Source organism: Streptomyces lacaronensis, assembly GCF_047337785.1.
In the GTDB taxonomy this organism is placed as follows: Bacteria; Actinomycetota; Actinomycetes; order Streptomycetales; family Streptomycetaceae; genus Streptomyces; species Streptomyces lycopersici.
In genome coordinates, this window is record NZ_JBLHDK010000003.1 from 2,778,986 (window position 1) to 2,804,645 (window position 25,660).

Genomic DNA, 25,660 nt, shown 5'->3' on the forward strand with positions numbered 1-25,660 from the left:
CCCCCGGAGTCCGGGGCGGAACCCTCAGCCGGGGCCGCCGCGCGGGGCGGTGTGAGGCGCCTCCGGGCGGGTCCTGAGCAGGTCGGAGGAAGCCCGCTACGGTTCGGACAGCGCCCCGAAGGGGCGCGGGGGTGTGCCGATGTGCGGCTCCGCCGCGCGGGCGCGACCAGCCACGACGGCACCGCAGCCGACCGACGACCCGTCGCGACACTTCCAGCGGAGCGCTTAGTCCCTCGCGAGCCCCAGCCGCGCCCACAGCCCCGTACGGTCGTCGGCGGCCACCGACGCCGCCCCGTCCGTCACCGTCTCGTAGACCGCCAGGATGTCCGCCCCCACCGTCGACCAGTCGAAGCGCCGTACGTGCCGACTGCCCCGCTCCCGCAGCTCGGCCAGCCGCTTCCCGTCGCCCAGCAGCCTCACCGCGGCCGCCGCCAGGGCGTCCGCGTCCTCGTTGGCGAACAGCTCGCCCGCCGCTCCCCCGTCCAGCACCTGGGCGAACGCGTCCAGATCGCTGGCGAGTACCGCTGCCCCCGCCGACATGGCCTCGACGAGGATGATGCCGAAGCTCTCGCCGCCCGTATTGGGCGCGATGTAGACATCGACGCTGCGCAGCAGCCGCGCCTTGTCCTCGTCGCTGACCATCCCCAGGAACTCCACGCGCTCCCGCAGCGGAGCGGGCAGATCGGACACGGCCTCCTTCTCGTCACCCCGCCCGGCGATCAGCAGCCGCACCCCCGGCCGGGCCTCGAAGACCTTCGGGAGGGCGCGCATCAGCACCGGCAGCCCCTTACGGGGCTCGTCGATCCGGCCGATGAAGCCGATCGTCTCCCTCTGCCACTCCTCCTTCGGCTCGGCGTCCGCGAAGAAGTCCACATCGACGCCGTTGGGGATGACCACCGCGTCCCCGCCGAGGTGCTCCACCAGCGTCCGGCGCGCGTACTCGCTCACCGCGATCCGCGCGCTGATCTTCTCCAGCGCCGGCTGGAGGATCGGATACGCGGCGATCATGGCCCGGGAGCGCGGATTGGAGGTGTGGAACGTCGCGACGATGGGCCCCTGGGCCGCCCAGCAGGCCAGCAGCCCCAGCGAGGGCGAGGTGGGCTCGTGGATGTGGATGACGTCGAAGGCGCCGTCGTGCAGCCAGCGGCGCACCCGCGCGGCCGACAGGAACCCGAAGTTCAGCCGGGCCACCGAGCCGTTGTACGGCACCGGCACCGCGCGCCCGGCGGAGACCACGTACGGCGGCAGCGGCGTCTCGTCGTCCGCCGGGGCCAGCACGGAGACCTCGTGGCCGCGCCGGATCAGATGGTCGGCCAGATCGCGGATGTGGAACTGGACACCGCCTGGGACATCCCAGGAGTACGGGCAGACGATCCCGATCCTCAAGACTTCTCCGTTTCAGGGCGTCCAGGGCCGCCGGGGCCCTCGGGACCTCCAGCGCTTCCGGGACCGCGGTCCAGGTCCACGAGCCACAGCCGCTGCAGCATGTGCCAGTCCTCCGGGTGCTCGGAGATCCCCGAGGCGAAGGCGTCGGCCGTCTCCTGGGTCATGACGGCGACCCGCTCCGCGCGGTTCCCGTCCCCGGGCGCCTCGACCGGCGGATGCACCCGCCCGCGCATCACGGGCGACTCGTCGTACCAGAGGGTCACCGGCAGCAGCAGGGCGCCGGTCTGCAGGGCGAGCGCGGCGGGCCCGGCGGGCATCTTCGCGCGCTCGCCGAAGAAGGACACCTCCACGCCGGAGGCCGACAGATCGCGGTCGGCCACCAGACACACCAGACCGCCCGCGCGCAGCCGCCGCGCCAGCGTCCCGAAGGCGCTCCCGCCCTGGTGCGGCAGCACCTCCATGCCCAGCCCCTCGCGGTAGGCCACGAACCGGTCGTACAGCGACTCCGGCTTCAGCCGCTCCGCGACCGTGGTGAAGGGCACTCCCAGATGGGTGGTCACCCAGGCCCCGGCGAGGTCGTAGTTGCCCATGTGCGGCAGCGCCAGGATCACGCCCCGCCCCTCGGCGAGACCGTCCACCAGATAGTGCACGTCCTTGACGTCGAAGCCGCCCCGTATGCGCTCCGGGCTCCACGCCGGAAGCCGGAAGGACTCCATCCAGTAGCGCAGGTACGAGCGCATGCCCGCCCGCGACAGCTCGGCCAGCCGCCGGGGCGAGGCATCCGGCACCACGCGCGCCAGATTGGCCTCCAGGCGCAGCACGCCCTTGCCGCGCCGCTTCCACGTCTGGTCGGCGATGCGCTGCCCCAGCGCCACGGCGACCGGCTCCGGGAGCTTCTTGACCACGCTCCAGCCGAGTCCGTACAGCGCGTCGGTCAGCCTCTCCTTCACCGCGCCTCGCCCTCCTGGGGCACCGTCCGCTCCCCGGCGTCCGCCTCGGCGGCCTCCCGGCGCACTGTCACCACCCGCTGGACGAGGGTCACCGCGCTGCCGACGGCCACGATCCACAGCGCGATCGGGAGCAGGATCTCGATATGCGGCACGCCGAACTTGTGCAGCCCCGAGAAGCCGCACGCCACCAGCGAGATCACCAGCCGCTCGGCACGCTCCACCAGCCCGTTGACGTTCACCGGCAGGCCGATGCTCTCGCCGCGGGCCTTGGTGTACGAGACCACCTGACCGCTGGCGAGGCAGAAGATCGTCACCGCACACAGCACATTGTCGTCCCCGCGGCCCGCGTACCACAACGTCAGACCGCCGAAGATCGCGCCGTCGGCCACCCGGTCCAGCGTGGAGTCGAGGAACGCGCCCCAGCGGCTGGAGCGCCCCAGCTGCCGCGCCATATTGCCGTCGACCAGGTCGGAGAAGACGAACAGCGTGATGACGACGGTGCCCCAGAAGAACTCCCCCCGGGGATAGAAGACCAGTGCGCCCGCGCACACGCCGGCGGTGCCGGTGAGGGTCACCGCGTCGGGACTGACCCCGAGGCGGATCAGCAGGGCGGCGAACGGTGTGAGAACACGCGTGAAGAATGCACGCGCGTACTTGTTCAGCATGGCCTTCCCGGGGGGTCGAAACGGGCCGGGTGGTCAAGAGGCCACCGGCGCGCCCATCGTAGCCACGCCCCGGAGGGGCGCCGTGCACCTGTCGGACGGCTCCGCGACCCCGCGCGCGGTACGGCCGCATGTGTGACGTATGGACGCACCGTTACAGGGGTGGAAAGCTCGAAGTATCGCAAGGTGTCGACCGGGAGGCGAGACACATGGGCGACAAGACGAGTACACACCCAGGGGCCGCCGGAAGGGCAGTGGCGGCCGACCGGCCCAGCTCCCTGCGGAATGTGGTTCTGGTCGGCCACAGTGGGACCGGAAAGACGACGCTGGTGGAGGCCCTCGCACTGGCGACGGGCGCGGTCAACCGGGCAGGCAGAGTCGAGGACGGCGGCTGTCTCTCGGACTACGACGACATCGAGCACCGGCAGCAGCGTTCGATCCAGTTGTCGCTGGTCCCCGTCGAATGGGGCGGGATGAAGATCAATCTCCTGGACACCCCGGGCTATGCCGATTTCGTCGGCGAACTCAGGGCCGGTCTGCGAGCCGCGGACGCGGCCCTTTTCGTTGTCTCGGCCGCCCAGGACGCCCTGGGCATCACCGGAGCCACCCGCATGATCTGGGACGAGTGCGCCGCGGTCGGGATGCCGCGCGCCATCGTGATCACCCACCTCGAGGCCGCCCGCGCCAGCTTCGAGGAGATGACCGAGCTGTGCCGGGACAGCTTCGGCGGCGACGACCCCGACGCCGTGCTCCCGCTGTACCTGCCGCTGCGCGGCGAGCCGGGGCCGGACGGGCACGCCCCCGTGACCGGGCTCATCGGACTGCTCACCCAGCGGGTCTTCGACTACTCCTCGGGAGTGCGCACCGAATCACCGCCCCAGGAGGACCAGCTGCCGCTGGTCGAGGAGGCCCGCGGCCGGCTCATCGAGGGGATCATCGCCGAGAGCGAGGACGAGACCCTCATGGACCGCTATCTCGGCGGTGAGGAGATCGACGTCAAGACGCTGATCGAGGATCTGGAGAAGGCCGTCGCACGCGGCAGCTTCCACCCCGTGCTGGCGGCGGCGCCCGCCGCGGCGGGGTCCAAGCAGGGCCTGGGCACCGTCGAACTGCTGGACCTGGTGACCGGCGGCTTCCCGTCCCCGCTGGAGCGCGAGACGCCTGCCGTCACCACCCCGCAGGGCACCGCACGCCCGCCGCTGAGCTGCGATCCGGACGGTCCGCTGGCAGCCGAGGTGGTCAAGACCTCCTCCGATCCGTATGTCGGCCGGATCTCCTTGGTGCGGGTCTTCTCCGGCACCCTCCGCCCCGACGAGACCGTCCATGTGTCCGGCCACGGTCTGGAGGACCGCGGCCATGAGGACCACGACGTGGACGAGCGGGTCGGCGCCCTGTCCGCGCCCTTCGGCAAACAGCAGCGCACCCTCCCCCAGGCCATCGCGGGCGATCTGGCGTGCGTGGCCAAGCTGACCCGCGCCGAGACCGGGGACACGCTCTCGTCCAAGGACCGGCCGCTCCTGATGGAGCCCTGGCAGATGCCCGATCCGCTGCTGCCGGTGGCCATCCAGGCGCACAGCAAACCGGACGAGGACAAGCTGTCGCTGGGCCTGTCCCGGCTGGTCGCCGAGGACCCGACGATGCGCCTGGAGCAGAACCCGGACACCCATCAGGTGGTGCTGTGGTGCCTGGGCGAGGCACATATGGACGTCGCGCTGGAGCGGCTGCGCAGCCGGTACGGCGTCCAGGTGGACGCGGTGCCGTACAAGGTCTCGCTGCGCGAGACCTTCGGGGCGAAGTCGGCCGGGCGCGGCCGCCATGTCAAGCAGTCCGGAGGGCACGGCCAGTACGCGATCTGCGAGATCGAGGTGGAGCCGCTGCCGGAGGGCTCGGGCATCGAGTTCGTGGACAAGGTCGTGGGCGGCGCGGTGCCCCGGCAGTTCATCCCGTCCGTCGAGAAGGGCGTGCGCGGTCAGGCCGCGCGCGGCGTCGCCGCCGGGTATCCCCTGGTCGACGTGCGGGTCACGCTGCTGGACGGCAAGGCGCACTCGGTGGACTCCTCCGACGCCGCCTTCCAGACGGCGGGCGCGCTCGCGCTGCGCGAGGCGGCCGCCGACGCCCGGATCGACCTGCTGGAACCGGTGGTGGAAGTGAGCGTGCTGGTCTCGGACGACTATGTCGGCGCCGTCATGAGCGATCTGTCCGGCCGGCGCGGCCGGGTCGTCGGCACCGAACAGTCCGGCGGCGGACAGACCTTGATCAAGGCAGATGTGCCGGAGATCGAGATCGGTCGGTACGCGGTCGATCTGCGATCGCTTTCGCATGGCACGGGACGGTTCAGCCGCTCCTACGCCCGGCATGAGCCGATGCCCCACCAGCTGGCCGAGCGAATGCGCGAACAAGTCGCCGCTGAGGCGTAGTTCACGGCCCGTCCGTGGCGCAGTTCACGGCCGTGCCACGGCCCGTCCGCGGCGTACGTCACGGCCCGCCCGCCCCGACCGCGCCGGGGCGGGCGGGCCTTTGCCGTCGGCCGTCCACCGGCGGTTCCACCGGCGGTTCCGCGGGCGGTCTTCGCCACGAGGGTTTTCCACAGGCCGCACACGCCCTGGCGACAGGCGGTGCACACCCCGGATACGCTGAGGTCGCAGCGCAAGAGCGTGCCGTATTGGGGGCGTTGGTGACGGACGGATTCGACTTCAGTCCCGGGGCGCAGGTTCCCCTGTCGGGAGCGGCGGGACAGACGGCGGCGACGCAGGCCCTGGCCTCGGCCGCCTACCGCGACGACCCCGTGGCAAAGTTGCTCGACGCCAATTCGGAGTGGACGGTCTCGGAGGTCAAGAAGCCGAGGATCTCCCTCTTCGAGCCGAACCTGGGCGAGGCGTTCGCGCGCGCCGTCCAGTTGAGAATGCTCGGCGGCGGCCGGGGCCAGGTGATCCAGTCCTTCGGCATGGAGCCGCAGACGGTCGTCGAGCACTGTCTGGCAGCCAACCGCATCCGCAAAACCCGTGACGCCCGGCTCACCGCCGTCATGGTGATCTTCGGGCTGCTCTTCCTGCCCGGGACGCTGCTGTGGCTCGGCGTCTTCCAACTGCGCCGCTCGGTCGCCGGGGCCCAGGACAAGCGCATGGGCGCACTCGGCACGGCGCTGCTGGTGGCGCTCGGCGTGATGGTCGTCATCTTCCTGATCAAGCTGCCCTTCGGGGGCTTCTGGGGGATCTATCTCCGGGGCGTCGTGGTCGCCCCGGTGATCGGCTGGTACATCGCCAAGCAGATCTGCGAGCGCACCGCCAAGGACCTCCGGGACTCCTGGGGCGGGCTGCTCTCCGGCGGCGGCGTCGGCGCCAAGGTGCCCGAGACGGTGCCCAACCACCCGGGCCAGACCGCGGCCGAGGAGCTGCGCAAGTCGCTCCACAAGCTCACCGCCGAGCAGTACAGCAATGTGGTCTTCTACGCCGGTCCCAAGGGCATATTGGGCATGGGCACCCGCTGGGGCAGCTGGCAGCTGGCCGAGGACCTGGTCTCGGCCGATCCCGACAAGGAGATCGACCCCTTCCGCAGCTGGGACGTCATACGGGCGATCCACGACCAGCTGCGCATGCTGGAGCGCACCCCGCTGCACACCGGCGGCTTCCCCACACCCTCCGTGCGCCACTGGGTGGTCTCGCCGATCGGCGAGGGGGCCAAGGCGGTCGAGCGCGGCGGCACCTCCGAGGAGGAGGGCTTCCAGATAAAGGGCGTCGAGCTCCAGCGGATCTGCGACCAGCAGCAGTTCGGCGCCGGTGACCGGCACTACCTGGGCGTGCAGTTCGTGCTCTGGGACGGCCAGTTGGTGATCACCCTGATGATCACGGTGACCCTGCTGCACAAGACGCTGCGGATCGAGGTCACCGGGCATGCGCTGGGGCCGGTGCACCCGCTGTTCACCAGCAAGCCCTCGGCTCCCTCCAAGACGGTCGCCAAGACCTTCCGGTTCTGGGAGACCAAGTCCATCCCGCTGCCGCTGGTGAACGCGAAGGAGGTCGTGCGGCTGACCGCGCGCGCCCCCTTCACCTGGTACCCGCCGATACTGGACCACCTCGGGGGCAAGCTGGTGCTGCCCGAGCCGTTCGGTCTGCGGCACGCCTGGGCGGACAAGCCCTGGCGGCACCGCTTCATGGCGGACGACGCGCTGCGCGCCGCCACCCCCGTACTGCGGGTGGTCCATGAGGCGGCCATCGGGGTGCTCAAGAACCACGGCGTGGACACCGAGCGCTTCGGCAACCGCTCGCTGGCGCTCAGCGGCCAGGTCCAGGACGTGGCCCCGAAGAAGGCCGATCTGTACGACGCGTAAGGGCGCGACGCGTAAGGCGGCCGCTCATGGGTCGGGCCCTGGCCGTGCGGCCGGGTCCCGACCCATGAGCGGCCGCTAGGCCGCCGGCCGGGGCCAGGCGTCGGCGAGCAACCGGCGGGTGTCGGCGAGGAGTTGCGGCAGTACCTTGGTCCTGCCGATCACGGGCATGAAGTTGGTGTCCCCGCCCCAGCGCGGCACCACATGCTGATGCAGATGCGCCGCGATTCCGGCGCCCGCCACGGTCCCTTGGTTCATGCCGATGTTGAAACCGTGCGCACCCGAGGCGGTACGCAGCGCGGTCATCGCGGCCTTGGTGTATTCCGCGAGCTCGACCGTCTCCTCGGCGGTGAGCTCGGTGTAGTCGGCGATGTGCCGGAACGGGACGACCATGAGATGGCCGCCGGTGTACGGATACAGATTGAGCACGGCGTACACGGACTCGCCACGAGTGATGATCAAGCCGTCCTCGTCGGACTTCTCCGGAATGGAGCAGAACGGACAGCCATCGCCCGCGCCCGGGCCGGTCGGCTTGTTCTCACCCTGGATGTAGGCCATCCGATGGGGCGTCCACAGGCGCTGGAACGCGTCAGGCGTCCCCACTCCGATCTGCTGTTCCGGCTCACTCGTCATGCGGGCCAGCATATTCGCCCCGCAGGGGTGAGGAAGAGCCGAGGGGCGGCCCTGGTCAGGGCCGCCCCTCGGAATCCTGGCCTCCGTGGAGACCGCTGTTGGATCAGACCTGGATCCGGCGCTCCACGGCGTCGGCGATCTCGGCCAGCGCCTGGTCGATCGGGATGCCGTTCTTCTGCGAGCCGTCGCGATAGCGGAAGCTCACGGCGCCGTTTGCGACGTCCTCGTCCCCGGCGATCACCATGAACGGGATCTTGGACTTCTGGGCGTTGCGGATCTTCTTCTGCATCCGGTCCGAGGACGAGTCCACCTCCATCCGCAGGCCCTTCGCCTTGGCCTGCGCGGCGAACTCCTCCAGGTACGGCACATGGGTGTCGCCGATCGGGATGCCGACCGCCTGGACCGGGGCGAGCCACACCGGGAAGGCGCCCGCGTAGTGCTCCAGCAGCACCGCGAAGAAGCGCTCGATCGAGCCGAAGAGCGCCCGGTGGATCATGACGGGCTGCTGGCGGGAGCCGTCCGCCGCGGTGTACTCCAGCTCGAACCGGGCCGGCTGGTTGAAGTCGACTTGGATAGTCGACATCTGCCAGGTGCGGCCGATCGCGTCCCGGGCCTGGACCGAGATCTTCGGGCCGTAGAAGGCCGCGCCGCCCGGGTCCATGACGAGCTCCAGGCCCTGCTTCTCGGCGGCCTTGCGCAGCTCCTCCGTGGCCTCTTCCCACTGGTCGTCGCTGCCCATGAACTTGTCGGAGTCGTCCCGGGTGGACAGCTCCAGATAGAAGTCGTTCAGACCGTAGTCGCGGAGCAGATCCAGCACGAAGGTGAGCAGATTGTCCAGCTCATCGGCCATCTGCTCCTTGGTGCAGTAGATGTGCGAGTCGTCCTGGGTGAAGCCCCGGGCCCGGGTCAGGCCGTGGACGACGCCGGACTTCTCGTAGCGGTAGACCGTGCCGAACTCGAAGAGCCGCAGCGGCAGCTCGCGGTAGGACCGCCCACGCGCCCGGAAGACCAGGTTGTGCATCGGGCAGTTCATGGCCTTGAGGTAGTAGTCCTGGCCCTCGAACTCCATGGGCGGGAACATGCCGTCCATATAGTGCGGCAGATGGCCGGAGGTCTCGAAGAGGCGGGCCTTGGTGATGTGCGGGGTGTTGACGAACTCGTACCCCGCCTCCTCGTGCCGCTTGCGCGAGTACTGCTCCATCTCCTTGCGGATCACGCCGCCCCTGGGGTGGAACACCGCGAGGCCCGAGCCCAGCTCGTCGGGGAAGGAGAACAGGTCCAGCTCCGCGCCCAGCTTGCGGTGGTCGCGCTTCTCGGCCTCGGCGAGGAAGTCCAGGTACGCCTTCAGCTCGTCCTTGGTCGGCCAGGCGGTGCCGTAGATCCGCTGGAGCTGGGGGTTCTTCTCGCTGCCCCGCCAGTACGCGGCGGCGCTGCGCATCAGCTTGAAGGCCGGGATGTTCCGCGTGGTCGGCAGGTGCGGACCGCGGCACAGATCCTTCCAGCACAGCTCGCCGGTCTTGGCGTCGAGGTTGTCGTAGATGGTCAGTTCGCCCGCGCCGACCTCGGCCGACGCGCCCTCGGCGGCGTCCGCGGCCGACCCCTTGAGGCCGATCAGCTCCAGCTTGTACGGCTCGGCGGACAGCTCCTCGCGCGCCTCCTCGTCGGTGACCGCGCGGCGGGAGAACCGCTGCCCCCTCTTCTGGATCTCCTGCATCTTCTTCTCGATGCGCTTGAGATCGTCCGGGTGGAACGGGGTCTCGACGTCGAAGTCGTAGTAGAAGCCGTCCTTGATCGGCGGGCCGATGCCCAGCTTCGCCTCCGGGAACAGCTCCTGCACCGCCTGGGCCATCACATGCGCGGTGGAGTGGCGCAGAATGTCCAGACCGTCCTGGCTGGTGATCTCCACGGGCTCGATCTCGTCGCCCTCGGCCGGCCGGTACGCCAGATCCTTGAGCTGCCCGCCCACGCGCACGGCGACGATCGAGCGGTCGCCGGCGAAGAGGTCAGCCGTCGTAGTGCCCGTGGCCACCACGCGTTCTTCCCGCTCGGAATCGCGTTGGATGATCACACGGACGTCTGACACCGGTCTCTCCTGACTGATGGATGGCTCCCCGCGGCGAATGCCGCGCAGCGTGAATCGTACCGAGCCGACGGGCGGGACCGCGAAACGGTTGCGGACGCCGTCACCCGCCCGGGGTGACGGTCACCGGACGCCGCCACCGCGGGCGAGGGCCGACGGACGGACGCCACCACCGCCCGGGGCGGCTCTCGCCCGCCGCCATCACGATCCCCGGCGGCGGTCAGGGGCCGCCGCCGCACGCCTCCTCGAAGAAGTCCAGGTTCTCCTGGAGCGACTTGACCAGGCGGTCCCGCTCGGCCTCGTCCACCTGGACCGGGGTGACGCCACCGGCCCCGCTGAGCCGCCGGAAGCCGCCGCGGCTCTCCAGCCGCCCCCGCACCCGGATCGGCAGCCCCACCAGATGGGCATGGCCGGCGATGCGGTAGTCCTCCTCGTCCAGGGTGATCCGCACCTGTGCGACCTCCGCGCCGGAGAGCACCCGCAGCCGCACCGCCCCGGGACCGCCGGGGCCGGTACGGCGCAGCCGCACCACCGCGCCCGTGAGGCACACCGGTACGGAGGGCTCATCCCGGACATAGCGGGCGCCCGCCTCCCTCAGCCCCGGGAGATCGCCGGGCGAGAACTCCACCGGATCGGGCCGGGCGGCGAACCCCTGGGGCGAGCCGGCGGCCGGTGACCACTCCAGCGACACCCGCGCCCCCTCCGTGCCCTGGACCAGCGCGATCACCGCCTCGGTCAGCTCCCGGCTGACCCCCGCCGCGACCGCCGCGTCATACGCCTCCATCCCGCCGGTCGTCCGGTGGTAGTCGGCGGCGTCCCGGAGGGCGTACAGCGCGCGCAGCAGGGTGACGGCGATGACGCGGCCGTCCTCCTCGACGGGCACGAAGACGGTCAGCTCACGGCCGCCGGACTCGGCGCCCGGGGGCCCGGTCAGCACCCGCTCCAGGGACGCCTCGGCGGCGCGGCGGTGCCGGGCGCCGTAGTAGCCCGCGCGGACGCGGGCGGCGAGCGCCCCGGCCAGCAGGGTGTCGCGGGCGGCGGCGCGCAGCCGCTCCTGCGCGGTCCAGGCGGAGGTGCCACCGGGGGATTCGGGCACCTCGCGCCGCCAGCGGATCTCGTCGCTGGGCACGGCGAGGCCGGTGAGCACCTCGCGGGCGGAGGGGGCGGCGCTGCGGCTGAGCGCCATCAGCGCCTCGCCGAGCAGATCGCCGCTGTCGGGGAAGTCCCGGCTCTCGGGCACCAGCAGGCTGGTGCCCGAGAGCCGGCCCGGCGGGGTCCAGCGGGCATAAGCCCCGGGGGCGCCGAGGACGGCCGGGTCCACCTCGTCGGGGCGCGGGACCGGCAAGGGTGCCGGGTCGTCCTGGGGCCATGGTCGGTCCATCACGGTCTCCCTCCCGCCCCGACCCGGGTCATGATCTCGCAGAGCGCGCGGTCGTCGAAGATCCGCGAGGTCGGGATCCGCACGGTGGTCCGGCGGCGGCCCGTGACCGCGTGGCCGGCCAGATTGATCCAGTAGCAGCAGTGGCGCAGGGACAGGCGGTCATGCCCGGCTCGCAGCCAGTCCTCCCGGCCACGCGGCACGATCATCACCACGAGGATCTTGTGCACGGAGACCGGGCTGCGGGCCAGCTTGACCAGGTGGTCGTTGTCGAGCGTGAAGGCGAAGGTCGGCCCCGGAGGGTCCGGCGCGATCTGGTACGTGGCCTTGAGCTGCACCTTGATGGTGACCTCGTCGTCCACGGCGTGGCCGCGCGCGCTGTGGCTGACGTGCCAGTCGATGCCGTGGTCGGGGAAGGGCTGGGCAAGTGAGCAGCCCGCGGCGGCGGCCACCGCGTGCAGATAGCCCACCTGAAGGGTCTCCATGCAGGCGGTGGTGGCGATTTGGCCACGCACGGGAGGTGGTCCGCTCAGGGCAAGACCGCTCGCCGTCGAGGCCGGGTCGGGTGCTGCGAGCGTCATGTCCGTGACGCCTTCCGGTCGTCGCCGGCTTCGTACACCTGTGTTGTCTCCGCGTCAGGACCTCGGCAAACAGCGGTGGTTCGCGGTCCTCCCTCCGGGTATCACCTGGTCGGGGCGGGATCAGATGTCATCGAGGGGAAATGCACGAGGAGTTGAGGCCATGCCGTCCTGGTTCGAAGGGCCGCTCGCCGCCTTTGACACGGAGACCACGGGTGTCGATGTCGAGCATGACCGGATCGTATCGGCGGCCCTGGTGGTGCAGCGCGGGACCGGAAGTCTGCCGGAGGTCCGGCGCTGGCTGGTGAGTCCGGGGGTGCCGGTGCCGCCGGCCGCCACCGAGATACACGGCCTGACCGACGCTCATCTCCAGCGCCACGGCAGATGGCCGGCGCCGGTGGTGGACGAGGTGGCGCGGGCGATAGCGGAGCAGGTCACGCGGGGCACCCCGCTGGTGATCATGAACGCGCCGTTTGATCTGACCCTGCTGGACCGGGAGTTGAAGCGGCATCGCAACTCCAGCCTGGCGGGCTATCTTTCGCTGCACTCGATGGCCGTTCTGGATCCGCGGGTGCTGGACAAGCATCTGGACCGCTATCGCAAGGGCCGCCGCACCCTGATCGATCTGTGTGAGCACTACGGCGTGGAGCTGACCGGCGCGCATGACGCGGCGGCGGACGCCGCGGCCGCACTGCATGTCGTGCGGACGGTGGGACGCCGGTTCGCCTCCCGTCTGGAGACGCTGACGCCCGCCGAGCTGCACGCCCGCCAGACGGTCTGGTACGCGGCGCAGGCCCGGGGGCTGCAGGCGTGGTTCGCGCTCAACGGCTCGGACGAGGTCTGTGACCCGGCATGGCCACTGCGTCCGGACCTTCCGGCCGCGGCCTGACGCTCGAACGCGGCGCGCGCCTGACCGCTCGGGCCCGGCGCGCTTGACCCCTCGGGCCCGGCGCGCGTGACGTTCAGGCCCGGCGCGCGTGACGTTCAGGCCCGGCGCGCGTGACGTTCAGGCCCGGCGCGCGTGACGTTCAGGCCCGGCGGAGCGAGAAGGGGTGGCCGGCCGGGTCGGAGTAGATCCGTACGTCGCGCAGGCCACCGTTGTTCTTGGTGTCCAGCGGCCGGGCGCCCAGGTCGACGACCTGGCGCTCCGCGGCGTCGACGTCCTCCACCAGCAGATCCAGATGCGCCTGCTGGGAGTCGTCCGGCCGTGGCCAGCTCGGCGGGGCGAAGCCGTGGTCCCGCAGGAAGGCCATCCGCGACCCGCCGGGCGCGACGATCTCGACCCGGTCGGGGGTGGTCAGTGGCTGGATCTCCGCGCCGAGCACCCGGGCGTAGAACTCGGCGAGCTCCTCGGGTTCGGCACAGTCCAAGGACAGTACGGCTGCGGTCGCGACGGCCATGAGTTCCCCTCCACATCGTCACCCACGGGGGTTTTATCCGGATACCCCGCTCCTGGCCGTACAAGCACACAAACATGAGGCCGGGCCGCCTGTTGGCGGCCCGGCCTCATGGGGTGGTGGGCGATACTGGGTTCGAACCAGTGACCTCTTCGGTGTGAACGAAGCGCTCTCCCACTGAGCTAATCGCCCGGGTTGTTCTCTTCGGGATCTCCCCGGCGGAACGACCTGAACAATACAGGTCGCGGCGGGTTTGGTTCAAACCGCATTTCAGCCGGAGGGCCCGGAGGCCGGACCGGGCGGCGCCCCGGCCGGACCGGCGGGCCGCGCGGCGAGGTGCGCCCGCAGCCCCCGCAGCCCGGAGCGCATCATCAGGGCGTGGTTGGCCCGGAAGACGGGGCGCCCGGGGAGCGCGAGACGGCGCAGCAGGGGCTTGCGGGCCACCACCTCCTGTTCGAAGAGGGCGCGGGTGCCGGTTCCCTGGGGCAGCACCGTCCAGCGCGCCCAGCCCTCCAGATCGCCCGCGAAGCCGATCTCCAGCACGCCGTCCGCCGGATCCTGCCGTGCCTCGCTGACGATCAGCCGCAGGTCGTACGGGACGAGGGAGCGGAAGCGGGCGGCGCCGCTGCGCTCGTCGATCCTCCGGACCTCACGGACCTGGGGCCACCACCGCGGATAGTCGTCGCCGTTCGCCAGCGCCGCGAAGACGGCGGCGGGCGGGGCGTCGAGGTCCCATCGGCTGCGGAAGCGGTAATGGCACCAGTCCATGCCCTCAAGTGTGGTCCGGCCGTGACGGCGTGGCCAGCCGGCTAGCCCGGCAGCTTGTCGCCGACGAGCGCGAGGTTCTGGATCGCGGCGAGGCCGTACTGGGCGGTGGCGTTAGTGCTCACCCAGGCCGCCTCGACGCCGGGCTCCAGCACGTCCGGGCCCTCCACCTTCACCGACTTCCAGCTGACGGTGGCATCCGGGTAGCCGTCGCCCTCGTGGTGTTCGGTGAACTTCTGCCAGGCGCGGGCGGCCAGCTTGTCGTCCTTCAGCTGGACGGCGGCGTAGGCGTCGAGCCGGGAATGGCCCTGGACCAGGATCAGCGAGCCGAAGTCGGTGCCGTAGCGGGCCTTCTGCTCGGCCTTGGTGGCGTTGAAGTAGCGGCAGTAGTCCAGCCATGCCTCCTTGAACTTCGGCAGGTCGATGAGGTCGATCACCTCGGCGCAGACCTCGACCAGGCCGAAGACCGCGGACAGATGGGAGACACTGACCCTGGGCTGGTCGGCGATGGCGTACTTGCCGGTGGCGAGGTCGTACAGCCCGCTGCCCTGGACGAAGCCGTTGGGCTGGGCCGCGATGGTCTCCATCGTGGAGCGCAGCCGCGCCTCGGCCTTCTCCGCCTTCGGCCCGCGCCGCTCCCATTCGGTGAGCCAGGCCCCGGCGAGGCCGCTCCAGTCGGTGCCGAAGCCGATGTCCAGGGCGTGCGGATCGGGCTCGTAGTCGGGGTCCTCGCGGACCTTGCGCAGTGGATCGAGGACGAGGAAGGTCTCGTCGGAGTCGACGAGGGCGTGCATGATGTCGCCGATCCGCTCGTCCGCGGTGAGGAAGTAGTAGTAGCGGCGGTACAGGGCGGTGGAGATGCGCTGCTGTTTGGCGCTGTCGGCGAAGTGCTGGACGCCGTGCCGGGTGCCGAGCCCGGCCCACTTGCCGAGGTGGTAGGCGTCGACCTCGCCGGTGTGCCGGGTCATGGACTCGGCGAAGCGGAAGATGTCGGAGCGGCCGGAGCGCAGATACGCCAGCCACAGCCACAGGTCGGGCGAGAGCTCGGAGTTGTCCCAGGCGTAGCCGCCGACGTCGTACCGCCACTGGTGCCGGTCGCCGTCGTAGGTGTGCATGATGTCGCCGTAGTCCCAGAAGCCGTACCAACGGCGCTGTTCGACCTGGCCCCTGTGGTAGTCGAAGAGGAAGTCCAGCCGGTCCTCGACCTTCGCCTTGGCGGGGGTGGAGCGGTCGACGGGGGCGAAGAGGCCGCCGAAGACCTTGGCGCGGACCAGGTCGGTGGGTCCGGCGGCCAGTTGGGGCGGGGTGCGCACGGCGGCGGCCTGCCGGACGAGGGTGTCGGCGTCGGGGGTGGCCGCGTTGGCCCAGAAGGTGAGTTCGCTGGTGCGGGCGATGCCGTAAGGGGTGCCGAAGCCGGGCTCGTAGTCCTCGTAGGTGATCTCGAGGCCTTCGAGCTGTTCTGGGTAGGTGTCCTGGCCCATGCCGTCGTGGTAGAAGCGCAGGTCCATGGGCCGGGCCTCGGGCGACCAGAGCCACAGGGTGACCTCGGCCTCGGCCCCGGCGGCGCCGCGGATGTCCAGCTGGGCGGGGAACTTCTCCCAGAAGTCGCGCAGCCCGAAGGAGAGTCCGCCGCTGACACCGCCGACATAGCCGAAGCCGCTCGCCCGGCCGCCGCCGCCCGCGGCGATCCAGCCGTGGCCGGGCTTGGTGCGCTTGCGCAGGGTGAAGCCGTCGGCGGAGAGCTGGGAGAGGGTGTAGTCGCCCCAGGTGGGGATGAGGTGCAGCCGCGAGGTGACGCGCTGGTCCCAGTCGGCCGGGTCGGGCAGCTTCTCGCCCTTGACCTGGGCGGTGCGGACGCCCTCGCCGGGGTCGCGGCGCAGCCCGGTGACGCCCTTGACGGCCTCGGTGAGGAACCCCTCGCCCTCGCCCGCGATGCGGATGTGGCGGTCGTACGCCTCGTCACGCATCGGCACGGAGAAGCGGACGCCGAGACCCCGGATGAAGTCTTTGTTCTGATCGCCGTCGAACGTGATGGTGTGCACCATCCGGAAGGAGTCGGCGCCCGCGTAGAAGTAGAGCCGGATACTGAAGGGGAGCCAGGCGCGGCGGCCCTTGCGGTGCTTGCCGTCGATGCGGACGACGGCGCGGACGGGGCCCTTCTGCTCGACCTTCGCACCGCTGATCTCGCCGTCGAACCGCTCCCACTCGGCACGGCCGCGGTCGCCGTCGTCCACGTCGCCCTGGCGGAGCAGGACCAGCCGGCCGTCGCGGGCGATCTCGGTGGAGCCGCGGGTGACGGAGCGTACGAGCTGCTTGCCGTCCTTACCGATGACGGCCGTGATGACCCCGGTGTCGACGGTGATCCTGCCGCCGCTCTCGGAGACGGTGACCTTCTTGGCGGGTGCGGCGGGCGTGCCGGTGGTGAGCCGGTAGGAGCTGCCGGTGAGGCCCTCCCCCGCCGCGTGCGCGGTCCACTTCAGCGAGCCGTCGGGCCAGTAGGCGGTGGCCCAGGTCTGCAGGGGCACATGGGTGCCGTCGGCGGTGGTCAGCGCGAAGGCCCGGTCGCCGGGGTGGGCGCCCTTGGGCCAGGGGACGCCGAAGGTGGAGCCCGCGGCCGCGCCCAGGCCGCCGTCCTCCAGCCAGGTGATGTCCACGGGCTCGTCGGCGGCCTTCCCGGCGGGGCTGTCGGCAGCGGCCTGCGGGGCGTTGTGGGCGAGCAGCCAGGAGAACGGCACGGCGGCGCCGGTGGCGGCCGCGGCCTTGAGGAGGTTGCGACGGGGGATCGGGGGCATGTCCGCTTCACCTTTCATCGGGGTCAGGTGCATGACATGAGCGCGAGGGAGGCGCCGGGGCGGGCGGCGCCTGGGGAGGGGCGGCGCCGGGTCAGACGCGGGCGCGGCGCTCCACCGCGACCGCACAGCCCGCGAGGGCGCCCGTCGCCGGGGCGATCAGCGGCAGCATCTGCCAGGCGGCGACGGCGAGTACGGCGAGCCCGCCGATCAGCAGCAGCGATCCGCCGGGGTCGGTGGCCAGCCCCTGGCGTGCGGCGGTACGGGCGGCATCCGGCCAAGCGGTGCCGGGCCGCCGTAAGGCCGCCGTCCGCAGCCCGAGGACGACCACCGCGAGCAGGCCCGCCACGCTCACGGCGATCAGCGCGGGCCCGCCGGGCAGGGCCCCGGAGCGGGCCACCCGCAGATCGAAACCGAGCAGCGCGAGCGCCGCCCACCACAGCAGGGAGAACCGCCAGCCGCTCCGGGTCGCCTCCCGCAGCCCGGCCAGGAAGTCCCGCCAGGTGGACCGTTCACCGTCCAGATGGCGGCCCAGGTGCGCACAACCGGCGGCGAACGCGGGCAGCAGGGTGATCACCGGCAGGGCGGCGAGCACCACCCAGACGCCGGTCAGCAGGCATTCGGCGAACAGCGCGAAGTGCAGCGGGGTGCGCGCGGGCCGGTTCGCGGTGCGCCGTGCGGTGGTTTCTCCCCCGGCTTCCGGCCTGGCGGCTCCCATCGTCTTTTCCATGACGGCCTCAGCCCTTCAGCCCGGAGGTCGCCGCGCCCTCGACCAGATAGCGCTGGAAGGCCAGGAAGAACAGCAGCACCGGCAGCAGGGCGACCATCGACATGGCGACCATGCCTCCGTAGTCGGCGACGGAGTCCTGGTCGATGAAGAGCTTCAGGCCCAGCGAGACCGTGTACTTGTCCGGTTCGTTGAGGTAGAGCAGCGGTCCGATGAAGTCGTTCCAGGACCAGATGAAGGTGAAGATCGCGCTGGTGATCAGGGCCGGGCGGCACAGCGGCAGCACGATGTTCCAGTAGATGCGCAGATGGCCACAGCCGTCCAGCCGGGCCGCCTCGTCCAGTTCCCGGGGCAGCCCGCGCATGAACTGCACCATCAGGAAGACGAAGAAGGCGTCCGCCGCCAGGTACTTGCCGAGCAGCAGCGGCACGTACGTATTGATCAGGTCCAGCTTCTGGAACAGGATGTACTGCGGAATGATCAACACCTGGAACGGCAGCAGCAGGGTGGAGATCATGAGCGTGAACAGCACGTTGCGCCCCGCGAAGCGGATCCTGGCGAAGGCGTAGGCCGCCAGTGAGCACGAGAACAGCACGCCGATCACCGAACCGACCGCCAGCAGCAGCGAGTTGGTGAAGAAGGTCGAGATCGGCACGTCGGCTATGCCGTCGCTGAGCCGGCGGTAGTTGTCGGTGATCGGATCGGTGGGCAGCAACTGGAGGCTGCCGACGATCTGGTCACCGGGCTTGAACGAGCCGCCGATCACCCACACCACGGGATAGAGGATCACCGCCAGCACGGCGAGCGCCCCCACATGCCAGATGACCGAGCGCACCCGCCGCCGCCCGACCGTAAGAGAAGCGGCACTCACCTGGCATCCTCCTCGTAGTGCACCCAGCCGCGCTGGGTCTTGAACAGCACGGCGGTCACCAGGCCGATGCCGAGCATCAGCATCCAGGCCATCGCGGCGGCGTAGCCCATGCGCAGATTGCGGAAGCCCTGCTCGTAGAGGTACCAGCCGTAAACCAGCAGGGAGTCGCCCGGTCCGCCGGTGTTGGTACCCGACCCGGCGATCACCACCGCCGAGGTGAAGACCTGGAACGAGTGGATGAGCTCCAGCAGGAGGTTGAAGAAGAGCACCGGCGAGATCATCGGCAGGGTGATGGACCGGAACCGCCGCCAGCGGCCGGCGCCGTCCATCTCGGCGGCCTCGTACAGCTCGCCCGGTACCTGCTTCAGCCCGGCCAGGAAGATCACCATCGGCGCGCCGAACTGCCAGACAGTCAGGGTGATGAGGGTGGGCAGGGCCCAGTCCGGGTCGCCGATCCAGCCGCCGACGTCCCATCCGAAGAGACTCATCGACTTGTCAACGATCGCGTCGTCGTTGAAGATCGCCCGCCAGACGACGCCGATGCTCACACTGGCGCCGATGAGCGAGGGGGCGTAGAAGGCCGAGCGGTAGAAGCCCTGGCCCTTACGGGGTTTGACCAGCAGCAGCGCCACGGCGAGCGCCGCCGCCAGCTTCAGCGGGGTGCCGATCAGTACGTACTTGAGCGTCACCTGGACCGAGGTCCACCAGCGGTCGTCCTCAAAAAGGTCCTGGAAGTTCTTGAACCCGATCCACCGGGGCGAGTCGAAGAGGTTGTAGTCGGTGAACGCCAGATAGAGCGAGACGAGCATCGGGCCGAGGGTGAGCAGCAGGATCCCGATACACCAGGGCGTCAGGAAGAGATAGCCCGCGAGGGTCTCCCGGCGGCCCTGGCGACGCCGCCCAGCCGCCGGGGCGGGGCGGGCGCCGGGGGCGGCCTGCTCGGGGGACGTCCCGCCGGGAGGCCGCACTCCGTCCGCCGTACGTGTCGTGGTCGGTGTCACGGAAGCTCTCCTCACGAGCCGAGCGCGGACTCGGCCTCGCTGAAGAACTGGTCGACCGCCTTGCCCATCGAGGTCTGCCCCAGCGCGACCTGGGTGTAGATCCTCAGGAAGGCGGCCTCGGCGACATCGGCGCCGGCCGGATGCGGGGTGATCGGCTCCAGCTTGGCGCTCACGCTCTTCTCATACGCGGCGATCTTGGCGTCGACGCCCCGGGGCTGGTAGGCGTCGTACTGGGCGGTGGTCGCCGGGATGCCGCGGTTGTAGCCCATGATCTTGCCCACCTCGGGGTCATGGGTCATGAAGTCGATGAACTGGGCGACTTCCTTGGGGTGCTGGGTGCGGGCGGAGCCGCTGAGCATCAGCGAGGAGAGGTACTGGGCGGTGCGCTTGCCGTCCGTGGTCGGGATCGGCCCGAGGTCGAGGGTGGTCTTGGTCTCGGCGGCGAAGCGGACCAGGAAGTTGTCCCAGGTGAACTCGGAGGCCGACAGATCTGCGCTGATCGACGCCTTGGGCTTGGCCTGCTCGTACTTCTTGCCCGGCACCAGCTCATCGGCCTTGGCGTGGCTCTGCCAGCGGCCCCACCACTCGGTGAGGTCGTCCTTGGTGAAGCCGAGCTTGTTGTCCTTGGTGAAGAACGCCTTGCCGTTCTGCCGCAGATACAGGTCGTAGAGGTACATCACATTGGCGTTGTCGCTGGCGCCGTAGAGCGTGCCGTCGCTCTTGCGCACCTTCTTGGCGGCCGCGAAGAAGTCGTCCCAGGTCCATCCGTCCTTGACGGCCACCCCGGCCTTCCGATACGCGTCCGGGTTGTAGAAGAAGGCGAAGGTATTGGCGCCGACCGGCACTCCGAGGAGCTTGCCGTCGATATCCCCGGCCTTCTCCAGTCCGTCGCGGAATCCCTTCAGGCTGAGATTTCCGGCGTCGGCCTGACCGTTCAGATCCAGCAGGAGGTTCTTGTCGCCGTATTTGCGCAGGAAGGCGTAGGAGTTCTGGAAGACATCCGGGGCGTTTCCGCCCGCCGCCTGGGTATTGAACTTGCTCCAGAAGTCGGTGTATTCGGAGAAGTCCGTCTTGACCTTGATGTTCGGATGTTCCTTCTCGAAGAGCTTGACCGTCTTCTGGATCAGCTCCGCGCGGTCCTTGGCACCCCACCACGAGTAGCGGATGGTCACCTTGCCGTCCCCGGAACCGCTTCCCCCGCCGCAGCCGGTGGCCAGCAGCCCCAACGCGGCCACCACGGCCGCGGCCACCCGGACCCCTCTCGCCCTCGCCGTCCATCGCCCAGCACTCATGACACGCCCCTCCCGGGCAGGTCGTCCGACTGCCCCCGCTAGTTGAAACGTTTTAGGCAAGCGCTTGCCGGGACAAGTTAGGGACCAACGAGGCGTACGTCAACGGTTCGGACAGGATCACTCAGGATCGAGGTGAAGCGCTTCGACGAAAGCGCTTGGGGGAAGCGCCTGGGGGGACCGCGCCGGCCACCCGGCACCGGACGCCTTCGGACATGCGACAACGCCGAGGGCCCGGAAGGCAGATGCCTTCCGGGCCCTCGGACCAGGGTGGGCGATACTGGGTTCGAACCAGTGACCTCTTCGGTGTGAACGAAGCGCTCTCCCACTGAGCTAATCGCCCTGGCGCACGCCCAACATTAGCGTATGCCGAACCGTGCTCATGACCAGTCCCATGACCTGACCAGTCCCATGACCGGTCCCATGACCAGTCCTACGACGCCGGGCCGCTCACTGCTCGATCTTCCACGGCATCACGACACCGAACTTCCACACATAGGCCGACACCGCCACGGCGCAGATCACCACCGCGATCGTGGTCAGTATGAGATTGCGCCTGCGCACCCTCGGGTCCATGGCACGGTGCGCCGCCTCGGTGACCTTGCGCTTGGTCCAGGCCAGCACCAGCTGGGCCCAGACGAACTCGGTCGCCCAGATCGCCATTCCGGCGAAGATCACCAGCCATCCCGGACCGGGCAGGGGCAGCAGGACAACGCCCAGACCCACGACCCCGAGACCGACGATGAACACGCCGACCTGCCAGCTCAGGTGGAGCGGGCGCGACCGCTTGATGAACAGCGGCGCCCGGGAGCCCCATACCGGCTCCTTCTTCGGCGCATCGCCCCCCGTCGCGACCTGGGGCCCCGTTTCGGCAGTCCCGCGCCGCCCGTCACTCTCCGCATTCATGTGACCCAACTTACCTGATCGTTTGAAGTCACCGGAACGGCGGTAGAGGCCGGTCCGGAGCTGGGCCGCATGAGCTACCAGAAGAGCCGCAAAACGGTCAGAGGGGTTTACAACGGCACCGTAGGTGGCATGTCGATTTCGCCGACGTGCGAATCCCCGAGCGCACACTGAGCGAAAGGCCCTGGCGCTTATGAACACCACGGTCAGCTGCGAGCTGCACCTGCGCCTCGTTGTGTCGAGCGAATCCTCACTGCCTGTACCCGCGGGCCTGCGGTATGACACGGCCGACCCTTACGCCGTGCACGCCACCTTCCACACCGGAGCCGAAGAGACGGTCGAATGGGTTTTTGCCCGCGATCTTCTCGCCGAGGGTCTGCACCGGCCCACCGGCACCGGCGACGTCCGGGTGTGGCCGTCCCGCAGCCACGGCCAGGGAGTCGTCTGCATCGCCCTGAGCTCCCCGGAGGGGGAGGCACTGCTCGAAGCCCCGGCGCGGGCCCTGGAGTCGTTTCTGAAGCGAACCGACGCCGCGGTGCCACCCGGTACCGAACACCGCCATTTCGACCTCGACACAGAGCTCTCCCACATCCTGGCGGAGAGCTGAGACCCGGCGAGAGCTGAGCGCTCGGCCGTCCGACTCGGGGAGACGGCGCGAGCCGGGGCGCGACCGCATCACGTACCGACGATCCCGACCATGGCAATCCCGACAACGGCAGAGGCAGGCGACGGTGCCGTCGCCGCGGCAGCATCCGCGGTGACGGCACCGTCGTGTGACCGTCCGGCACCGTCGCATGACCGCCGGGGGCCGCCTGGTGAACGCCCGGGGCCCGGCAGGACTAGAGTCGAGCAGATCGAGGGCAGCCCAGGGGCAGCCGCCGACCCAGCCGGCCAGGGAGCCAATCGTGCTGATCAACCACGACACCCGGTGCGCGCTCGACGCCGTCGTCGATCTGGTGAACACCGCGCCCGAGGGCGCGGACCGGGACGACCTCGCCGACGTCGCCGCACTGCGCCGGTTCGTCGAGCGCAATGACATCAGCGACATCGGCACGCTCGGGGAGCGCGACCTCATCGCGGTACGGGCCGTACGGGCCAGGTTCGCCGAGGTCTTCGCGGCGGCCGGGAACGAGGCCGCCGCCCGCCGCACCGCCGAACTGCTCAACGCGATGATCGCCGCGGCCGGCACCACGCCCCGGCTCACCGACCACGACGGCTACGACTGGCATGTGCACTACTTCGCGCCCGGTGCCTCGCTGGCCGACCACCTCGCCGCCGACTGCGGGATGGCGCTGGCGTTCCTCGTGGTGGGGGGCGAGCGGGAGCGGCTGCGCCGCTGTGAGGCCCCGGACTGCCGCCACGCCTTCGTGGACCTGTCCCGCAACCGCTCCCGGCGCTACTGCGACAGCCGCACCTGCGGCAATCGGCTGCATGTCGCCGCGTACCGCGCCCGGCGCCGCGAGGCCGCGAGCTGACCACCCGCGTACGGGGGCCGGAGGCCGGGCGGGACGCCTCACCGCGGGTAGACGCCTCATCACCGGTAGACGCCTCATCACCGGTAGACCCTCACCACCGGTAGAGGTCGTGGACGGCGGTCACGAAGAGCAGGGTGCCGATGAACGCCAGGAACAGCATCAGCGGCGGCTGCGAGAGGGCGAAGAGACAGCCACGGGTCTCGTCGCTCGGCGGAACAGGGGGTCCTTCGATGGGGGATTGCTCCCCGGGCGGTGATTGCAACATCTCGCGGAGATCATGACCCAGCCATGAGCCCGCCTGCGACCGGTGATCGTTTTTTGATCGGTCGCTTGTCAGATCCCGTGCTTTTTGAGTATGGCCTCGATGTCGGAGAAGTCATCTGTGCCAGAGCTCGTTCCGCCCTTGGTCTTCGGCTTCCCCGACGCCTTGACCCCGGTGGCTCCCCGGCCGGGCCCCAGGGCGGGCTCCGACGCCCCCGCGGACACCCCGCCGGCACGTTCGGCGGCGGCCGCCGCGCGGCGCTCCTTACGGGTGCCGCCGGAGCGGTGCTCGACCGCCCGCGTGATCATGAACAGCGCCCAGGAGAGGCCCAGCAGGCCGAAGCCCAGCCAGATGCTCGGCTTGAAGACCAGGTCGGTCAGCCAGTCCAGGATCCCGGTCATGGCCAGGCCCAGCGGGATCAGGGCGTAGGCGGCGATCCGCGTCGCCGCCAGGAACCGCTTGCGGTAGGCGGTCACCCCGGCGATGCCCAGACCGGCCGCGGACAGCGCGGCGCAGATGGTGTCGGTCAGCATCGTTCCTCCCATGAACTGGGCTTCCGGTACATCCATCGTGCACCCCGTAAGGCTGCCGGGGCCATGGCCCGAGCCCGGGATCAGGGACATCTCCGGGTAGGGAGCAGGGTCCGGGGGCTGGAAGACTGGTCCCATGAGCCACACCGACCCCTCCCCCCGTCCCGTGCTCGACGTCTGGTGCGAGCTGCAGTGCCCCGACTGCCGTACCGCCCTGGGCGATCTGCGCGCGCTGCGCGACCGCTTCCAGGACGCGCTGGACATCCGGCTGCGCCACTTCCCGCTCGAGCGCCACGGACACGCCCACGCGGCGGCTCAGGCGGCCGAGGAGGCCATCGCCCAGGGGCGCGGCTGGCCGTTCGTCGAGGCCGTCCTGGAGCGCACCGAGGAGCTCGGGACCCGCGGTGAGCCGCTGCTGGTGGAGGTGGCCCGGGAACTGGGGCTGGACGCCGAGGAGATGGACACCGCGCTGGTCGACGGCCGGCACATTCTGATCGTGGACGCGGACCAGGCCGAGGGCAAGGCGATCGGGGTCACCGGCACCCCCACGTATGTGATCGGCGGCGAACGGCTCGACGGCGGCAAGAGCCAGGAGGGGCTGCGGGAGCGCGTCGAGGAGATCGCCGCCCGGCTCGTCGCCGAGCGGTCCTGAAGCCCAGAAAGCCCGCAGTCCCGCGCTCCCGAAGCCCTCGGTCCCGCGCTCCCGAAGCCCTGAAAGCCCTCGGAACAGGCCCTTACAGCAGCGGCTTGTAGAACTGGTACTCGATCGGCTCGTAGCCCAGCGACTCGTACAGCCGCAGCGCCGGGGTGTTGCCGCCGAAGACGTGCAGGCCCAGGCTGTGCGCCCGGTGCGCCAGGCTCGCGCGCTCGGCGGCCAGCATCAGGGTGCGGCCGTGACCGTGGCCGCGGTGCTCCTCGGCGACCTCGACGGCGTAGACGTACGCCTCACCGCTCTCGGCGGCGTCGGGCTCCCCCTCGCGCAGCGCGATCCAGATGGTGCCCACATCCGTGCCGTCGTGGGCGAGGACGCGCAGCAGGGCCGCGGGGGTGTCCGGGCCCTGCGGCAGCAGCGTCGCGTAGTCGGTGTCCGCCTTGGTGTCGGCCTGCTGCCGGGTGAGCCCGCGCGCCAGCAGATCGGCGACGTATCCGGCCCGCTCGTGGGCGTGCCACGCCGGGTAGTCGGCCTCCGTGAGGGGACGTATCGCGCTGCCCTCCGGCAGCTCGGGCGGATCCGTGAGCCGCTTGAGCATGTTGCGGCCGCGCTCGCGGTAGCCGAGCGCGGCCGTGAGCCCGAGGGCGGTCGTGGCCGACGCGGGCACGCTCACCATCAGCTGGGTGCAGCCCCAGCCGCGCAGCACCTCCTCGGCGGCGAGCGCGGCGACCGTGCCGCGGCCGCGGTGCCGGTCGGCCTCGTCGATGTGGAGCTGCTCGATACGCCCGGCCGCCGGGCCCAGACGGGCGTCGGTGGCGAGGCGTACGGAGCCGACGGGGCGGCCATTGACGCACACCTCGTACGCGCGGGCACGCCCGCCGCCGTCGGTGAGCCGTTCGGGCGCGGTGGGCCGCAGAGTGGTGGTCACGAAGGTGTTCTACCGGCCCGCCGGGCGATCGTCACCCGTTTTCCGGCGCGGATCCGCCGCGACGGGCCGGTCGGGTCCCG

General features: G+C 70.5%; 24 protein-coding genes and 2 tRNA genes. 6 read left to right on the forward strand and 20 right to left on the reverse strand.

Features of this window, described 5'->3' with window-relative positions:
* Positions 1-225: 225 nt before the first annotated feature.
* Genes ACMTAK_RS11630 through pgsA form a run of 3 tightly spaced genes read right to left on the reverse strand, consistent with a single transcriptional unit; the run spans position 226 to position 3,001 of the window.
* Positions 226-1,386 (reverse strand): glycosyltransferase family 4 protein, encoded by a 1,161-nt coding sequence (locus tag ACMTAK_RS11630; protein WP_413806142.1) that lies wholly within the window; start codon positions 1,384-1,386, stop codon positions 226-228.
* Positions 1,383-2,336: a phosphatidylinositol mannoside acyltransferase gene (locus ACMTAK_RS11635; protein ID WP_413806143.1), complete on the reverse strand. Its 954-nt coding sequence runs from the start codon at positions 2,334-2,336 to the stop codon at positions 1,383-1,385. Before ACMTAK_RS11635 ends, ACMTAK_RS11630 begins: the two co-directional genes overlap by 4 nt.
* Positions 2,333-3,001 carry a phosphatidylinositol phosphate synthase gene (gene pgsA, locus ACMTAK_RS11640; protein WP_413806144.1) on the reverse strand — a complete coding sequence of 223 codons (669 nt, stop codon included), beginning with the start codon at positions 2,999-3,001 and terminating at the stop codon, positions 2,333-2,335. The genes ACMTAK_RS11635 and pgsA overlap by 4 nt, the downstream gene beginning before the upstream one ends.
* Before the next feature lie 206 nt (positions 3,002-3,207).
* Here pgsA and ACMTAK_RS11645 point away from each other — a divergent pair, with 206 nt between their 5' ends.
* Together ACMTAK_RS11645 and ACMTAK_RS11650 are read left to right on the forward strand one after the other, a co-directional pair.
* The gene (locus ACMTAK_RS11645) at positions 3,208-5,415 is read left to right on the forward strand and encodes an elongation factor G-like protein EF-G2 (RefSeq protein WP_413806145.1); all 2,208 of its coding nucleotides are present in this window, start codon (positions 3,208-3,210) and stop codon (positions 5,413-5,415) included.
* Between the two features lie 257 nt (positions 5,416-5,672).
* Positions 5,673-7,325, forward strand: a complete 1,653-nt coding sequence (locus ACMTAK_RS11650) for a hypothetical protein (protein ID WP_413806146.1) — start codon at positions 5,673-5,675, stop codon at positions 7,323-7,325.
* Between the two features lie 75 nt (positions 7,326-7,400).
* Here the strand turns inward: ACMTAK_RS11650 and ACMTAK_RS11655 are convergent, their stop codons facing one another.
* From ACMTAK_RS11655 to ACMTAK_RS11670, 4 genes are all read right to left on the reverse strand, one after another.
* Positions 7,401-7,967: an HIT family protein gene (locus ACMTAK_RS11655; protein ID WP_413806147.1), complete on the reverse strand. Its 567-nt coding sequence runs from the start codon at positions 7,965-7,967 to the stop codon at positions 7,401-7,403.
* Positions 7,968-8,058: 91 nt separating this feature from the next.
* Positions 8,059-10,038 carry a threonine--tRNA ligase gene (gene thrS / locus ACMTAK_RS11660; protein WP_413806148.1) on the reverse strand — a complete coding sequence of 660 codons (1,980 nt, stop codon included), beginning with the start codon at positions 10,036-10,038 and terminating at the stop codon, positions 8,059-8,061.
* Between the two features lie 217 nt (positions 10,039-10,255).
* The gene (locus ACMTAK_RS11665; protein ID WP_413806149.1) at positions 10,256-11,416 is read right to left on the reverse strand and encodes a serine/threonine-protein kinase; all 1,161 of its coding nucleotides are present in this window, start codon (positions 11,414-11,416) and stop codon (positions 10,256-10,258) included.
* Positions 11,416-11,994 carry a DUF4365 domain-containing protein gene (locus tag ACMTAK_RS11670; RefSeq protein WP_413806150.1) on the reverse strand — a complete coding sequence of 193 codons (579 nt, stop codon included), beginning with the start codon at positions 11,992-11,994 and terminating at the stop codon, positions 11,416-11,418. Before ACMTAK_RS11670 ends, ACMTAK_RS11665 begins: the two co-directional genes overlap by 1 nt.
* Positions 11,995-12,154: 160 nt before the next feature.
* Here ACMTAK_RS11670 and ACMTAK_RS11675 point away from each other — a divergent pair, with 160 nt between their 5' ends.
* Positions 12,155-12,880, forward strand: coding sequence for a 3'-5' exonuclease (locus tag ACMTAK_RS11675; protein WP_413806151.1), 726 nt, complete (start codon positions 12,155-12,157; stop codon positions 12,878-12,880).
* Positions 12,881-13,019: 139 nt separating this feature from the next.
* On the opposite strand, the gene ACMTAK_RS11680 is transcribed toward ACMTAK_RS11675, so the two are convergent.
* The 10 genes from ACMTAK_RS11680 to ACMTAK_RS11725 form a co-directional block, all read right to left on the reverse strand.
* Positions 13,020-13,391 carry a VOC family protein gene (locus tag ACMTAK_RS11680; RefSeq protein ID WP_413806152.1) on the reverse strand — a complete coding sequence of 124 codons (372 nt, stop codon included), beginning with the start codon at positions 13,389-13,391 and terminating at the stop codon, positions 13,020-13,022.
* Positions 13,392-13,505: 114 nt separating this feature from the next.
* A tRNA-Val gene (locus tag ACMTAK_RS11685) sits at positions 13,506-13,580 on the reverse strand.
* A 78-nt stretch (positions 13,581-13,658) separates the two neighbouring features.
* Complete coding sequence (locus tag ACMTAK_RS11690) at positions 13,659-14,156, reverse strand: SRPBCC family protein (RefSeq protein ID WP_413806153.1); 498 nt, start codon at positions 14,154-14,156, stop codon at positions 13,659-13,661.
* 41 nt (positions 14,157-14,197) lie between these two features.
* Positions 14,198-16,945 (reverse strand): exo-rhamnogalacturonan lyase family protein, encoded by a 2,748-nt coding sequence (locus tag ACMTAK_RS11695; protein WP_413806154.1) that lies wholly within the window; start codon positions 16,943-16,945, stop codon positions 14,198-14,200.
* 91 nt (positions 16,946-17,036) lie between these two features.
* Positions 17,037-17,672 (reverse strand): YesL family protein, encoded by a 636-nt coding sequence (locus ACMTAK_RS11700; protein WP_413806155.1) that lies wholly within the window; start codon positions 17,670-17,672, stop codon positions 17,037-17,039.
* Between the two features lie 7 nt (positions 17,673-17,679).
* The gene (locus ACMTAK_RS11705; protein ID WP_413806156.1) at positions 17,680-18,540 is read right to left on the reverse strand and encodes a carbohydrate ABC transporter permease; all 861 of its coding nucleotides are present in this window, start codon (positions 18,538-18,540) and stop codon (positions 17,680-17,682) included.
* Complete coding sequence (locus tag ACMTAK_RS11710) at positions 18,537-19,541, reverse strand: carbohydrate ABC transporter permease (protein ID WP_413806157.1); 1,005 nt, start codon at positions 19,539-19,541, stop codon at positions 18,537-18,539. The genes ACMTAK_RS11705 and ACMTAK_RS11710 overlap by 4 nt, the downstream gene beginning before the upstream one ends.
* 11 nt (positions 19,542-19,552) lie before the next feature.
* Positions 19,553-20,833 (reverse strand): ABC transporter substrate-binding protein, encoded by a 1,281-nt coding sequence (locus ACMTAK_RS11715; protein ID WP_413806158.1) that lies wholly within the window; start codon positions 20,831-20,833, stop codon positions 19,553-19,555.
* 268 nt (positions 20,834-21,101) lie between these two features.
* Positions 21,102-21,173, reverse strand: a tRNA-Val gene (locus tag ACMTAK_RS11720).
* Between the two features lie 107 nt (positions 21,174-21,280).
* The gene (locus tag ACMTAK_RS11725; RefSeq protein ID WP_413806159.1) at positions 21,281-21,736 is read right to left on the reverse strand and encodes a TIGR02611 family protein; all 456 of its coding nucleotides are present in this window, start codon (positions 21,734-21,736) and stop codon (positions 21,281-21,283) included.
* A gap of 190 nt (positions 21,737-21,926) precedes the next feature.
* On the opposite strand from ACMTAK_RS11725, the gene ACMTAK_RS11730 reads away from it, so the two are divergent.
* Both ACMTAK_RS11730 and ACMTAK_RS11735 read left to right on the forward strand, forming a co-directional pair.
* Positions 21,927-22,340, forward strand: coding sequence for an SsgA family sporulation/cell division regulator (locus ACMTAK_RS11730; protein WP_003959770.1), 414 nt, complete (start codon positions 21,927-21,929; stop codon positions 22,338-22,340).
* Positions 22,341-22,638: 298 nt separating this feature from the next.
* Positions 22,639-23,208 (forward strand): CGNR zinc finger domain-containing protein, encoded by a 570-nt coding sequence (locus ACMTAK_RS11735; RefSeq protein ID WP_413806160.1) that lies wholly within the window; start codon positions 22,639-22,641, stop codon positions 23,206-23,208.
* A gap of 91 nt (positions 23,209-23,299) precedes the next feature.
* On the opposite strand, the gene ACMTAK_RS11740 is transcribed toward ACMTAK_RS11735, so the two are convergent.
* Positions 23,300-23,473, reverse strand: a complete 174-nt coding sequence (locus ACMTAK_RS11740; RefSeq protein WP_198268756.1) for a hypothetical protein — start codon at positions 23,471-23,473, stop codon at positions 23,300-23,302.
* Between the two features lie 68 nt (positions 23,474-23,541).
* Positions 23,542-24,003 (reverse strand): hypothetical protein, encoded by a 462-nt coding sequence (locus ACMTAK_RS11745; RefSeq protein ID WP_413812861.1) that lies wholly within the window; start codon positions 24,001-24,003, stop codon positions 23,542-23,544.
* Between the two features lie 133 nt (positions 24,004-24,136).
* Here ACMTAK_RS11745 and ACMTAK_RS11750 point away from each other — a divergent pair, with 133 nt between their 5' ends.
* Positions 24,137-24,652: a DsbA family protein gene (locus ACMTAK_RS11750; protein ID WP_413806161.1), complete on the forward strand. Its 516-nt coding sequence runs from the start codon at positions 24,137-24,139 to the stop codon at positions 24,650-24,652.
* An 82-nt stretch (positions 24,653-24,734) separates the two neighbouring features.
* On the opposite strand, the gene ACMTAK_RS11755 is transcribed toward ACMTAK_RS11750, so the two are convergent.
* Positions 24,735-25,580, reverse strand: a complete 846-nt coding sequence (locus tag ACMTAK_RS11755; protein WP_413806162.1) for a GNAT family N-acetyltransferase — start codon at positions 25,578-25,580, stop codon at positions 24,735-24,737.
* Positions 25,581-25,660: the final 80 nt, after the last annotated feature.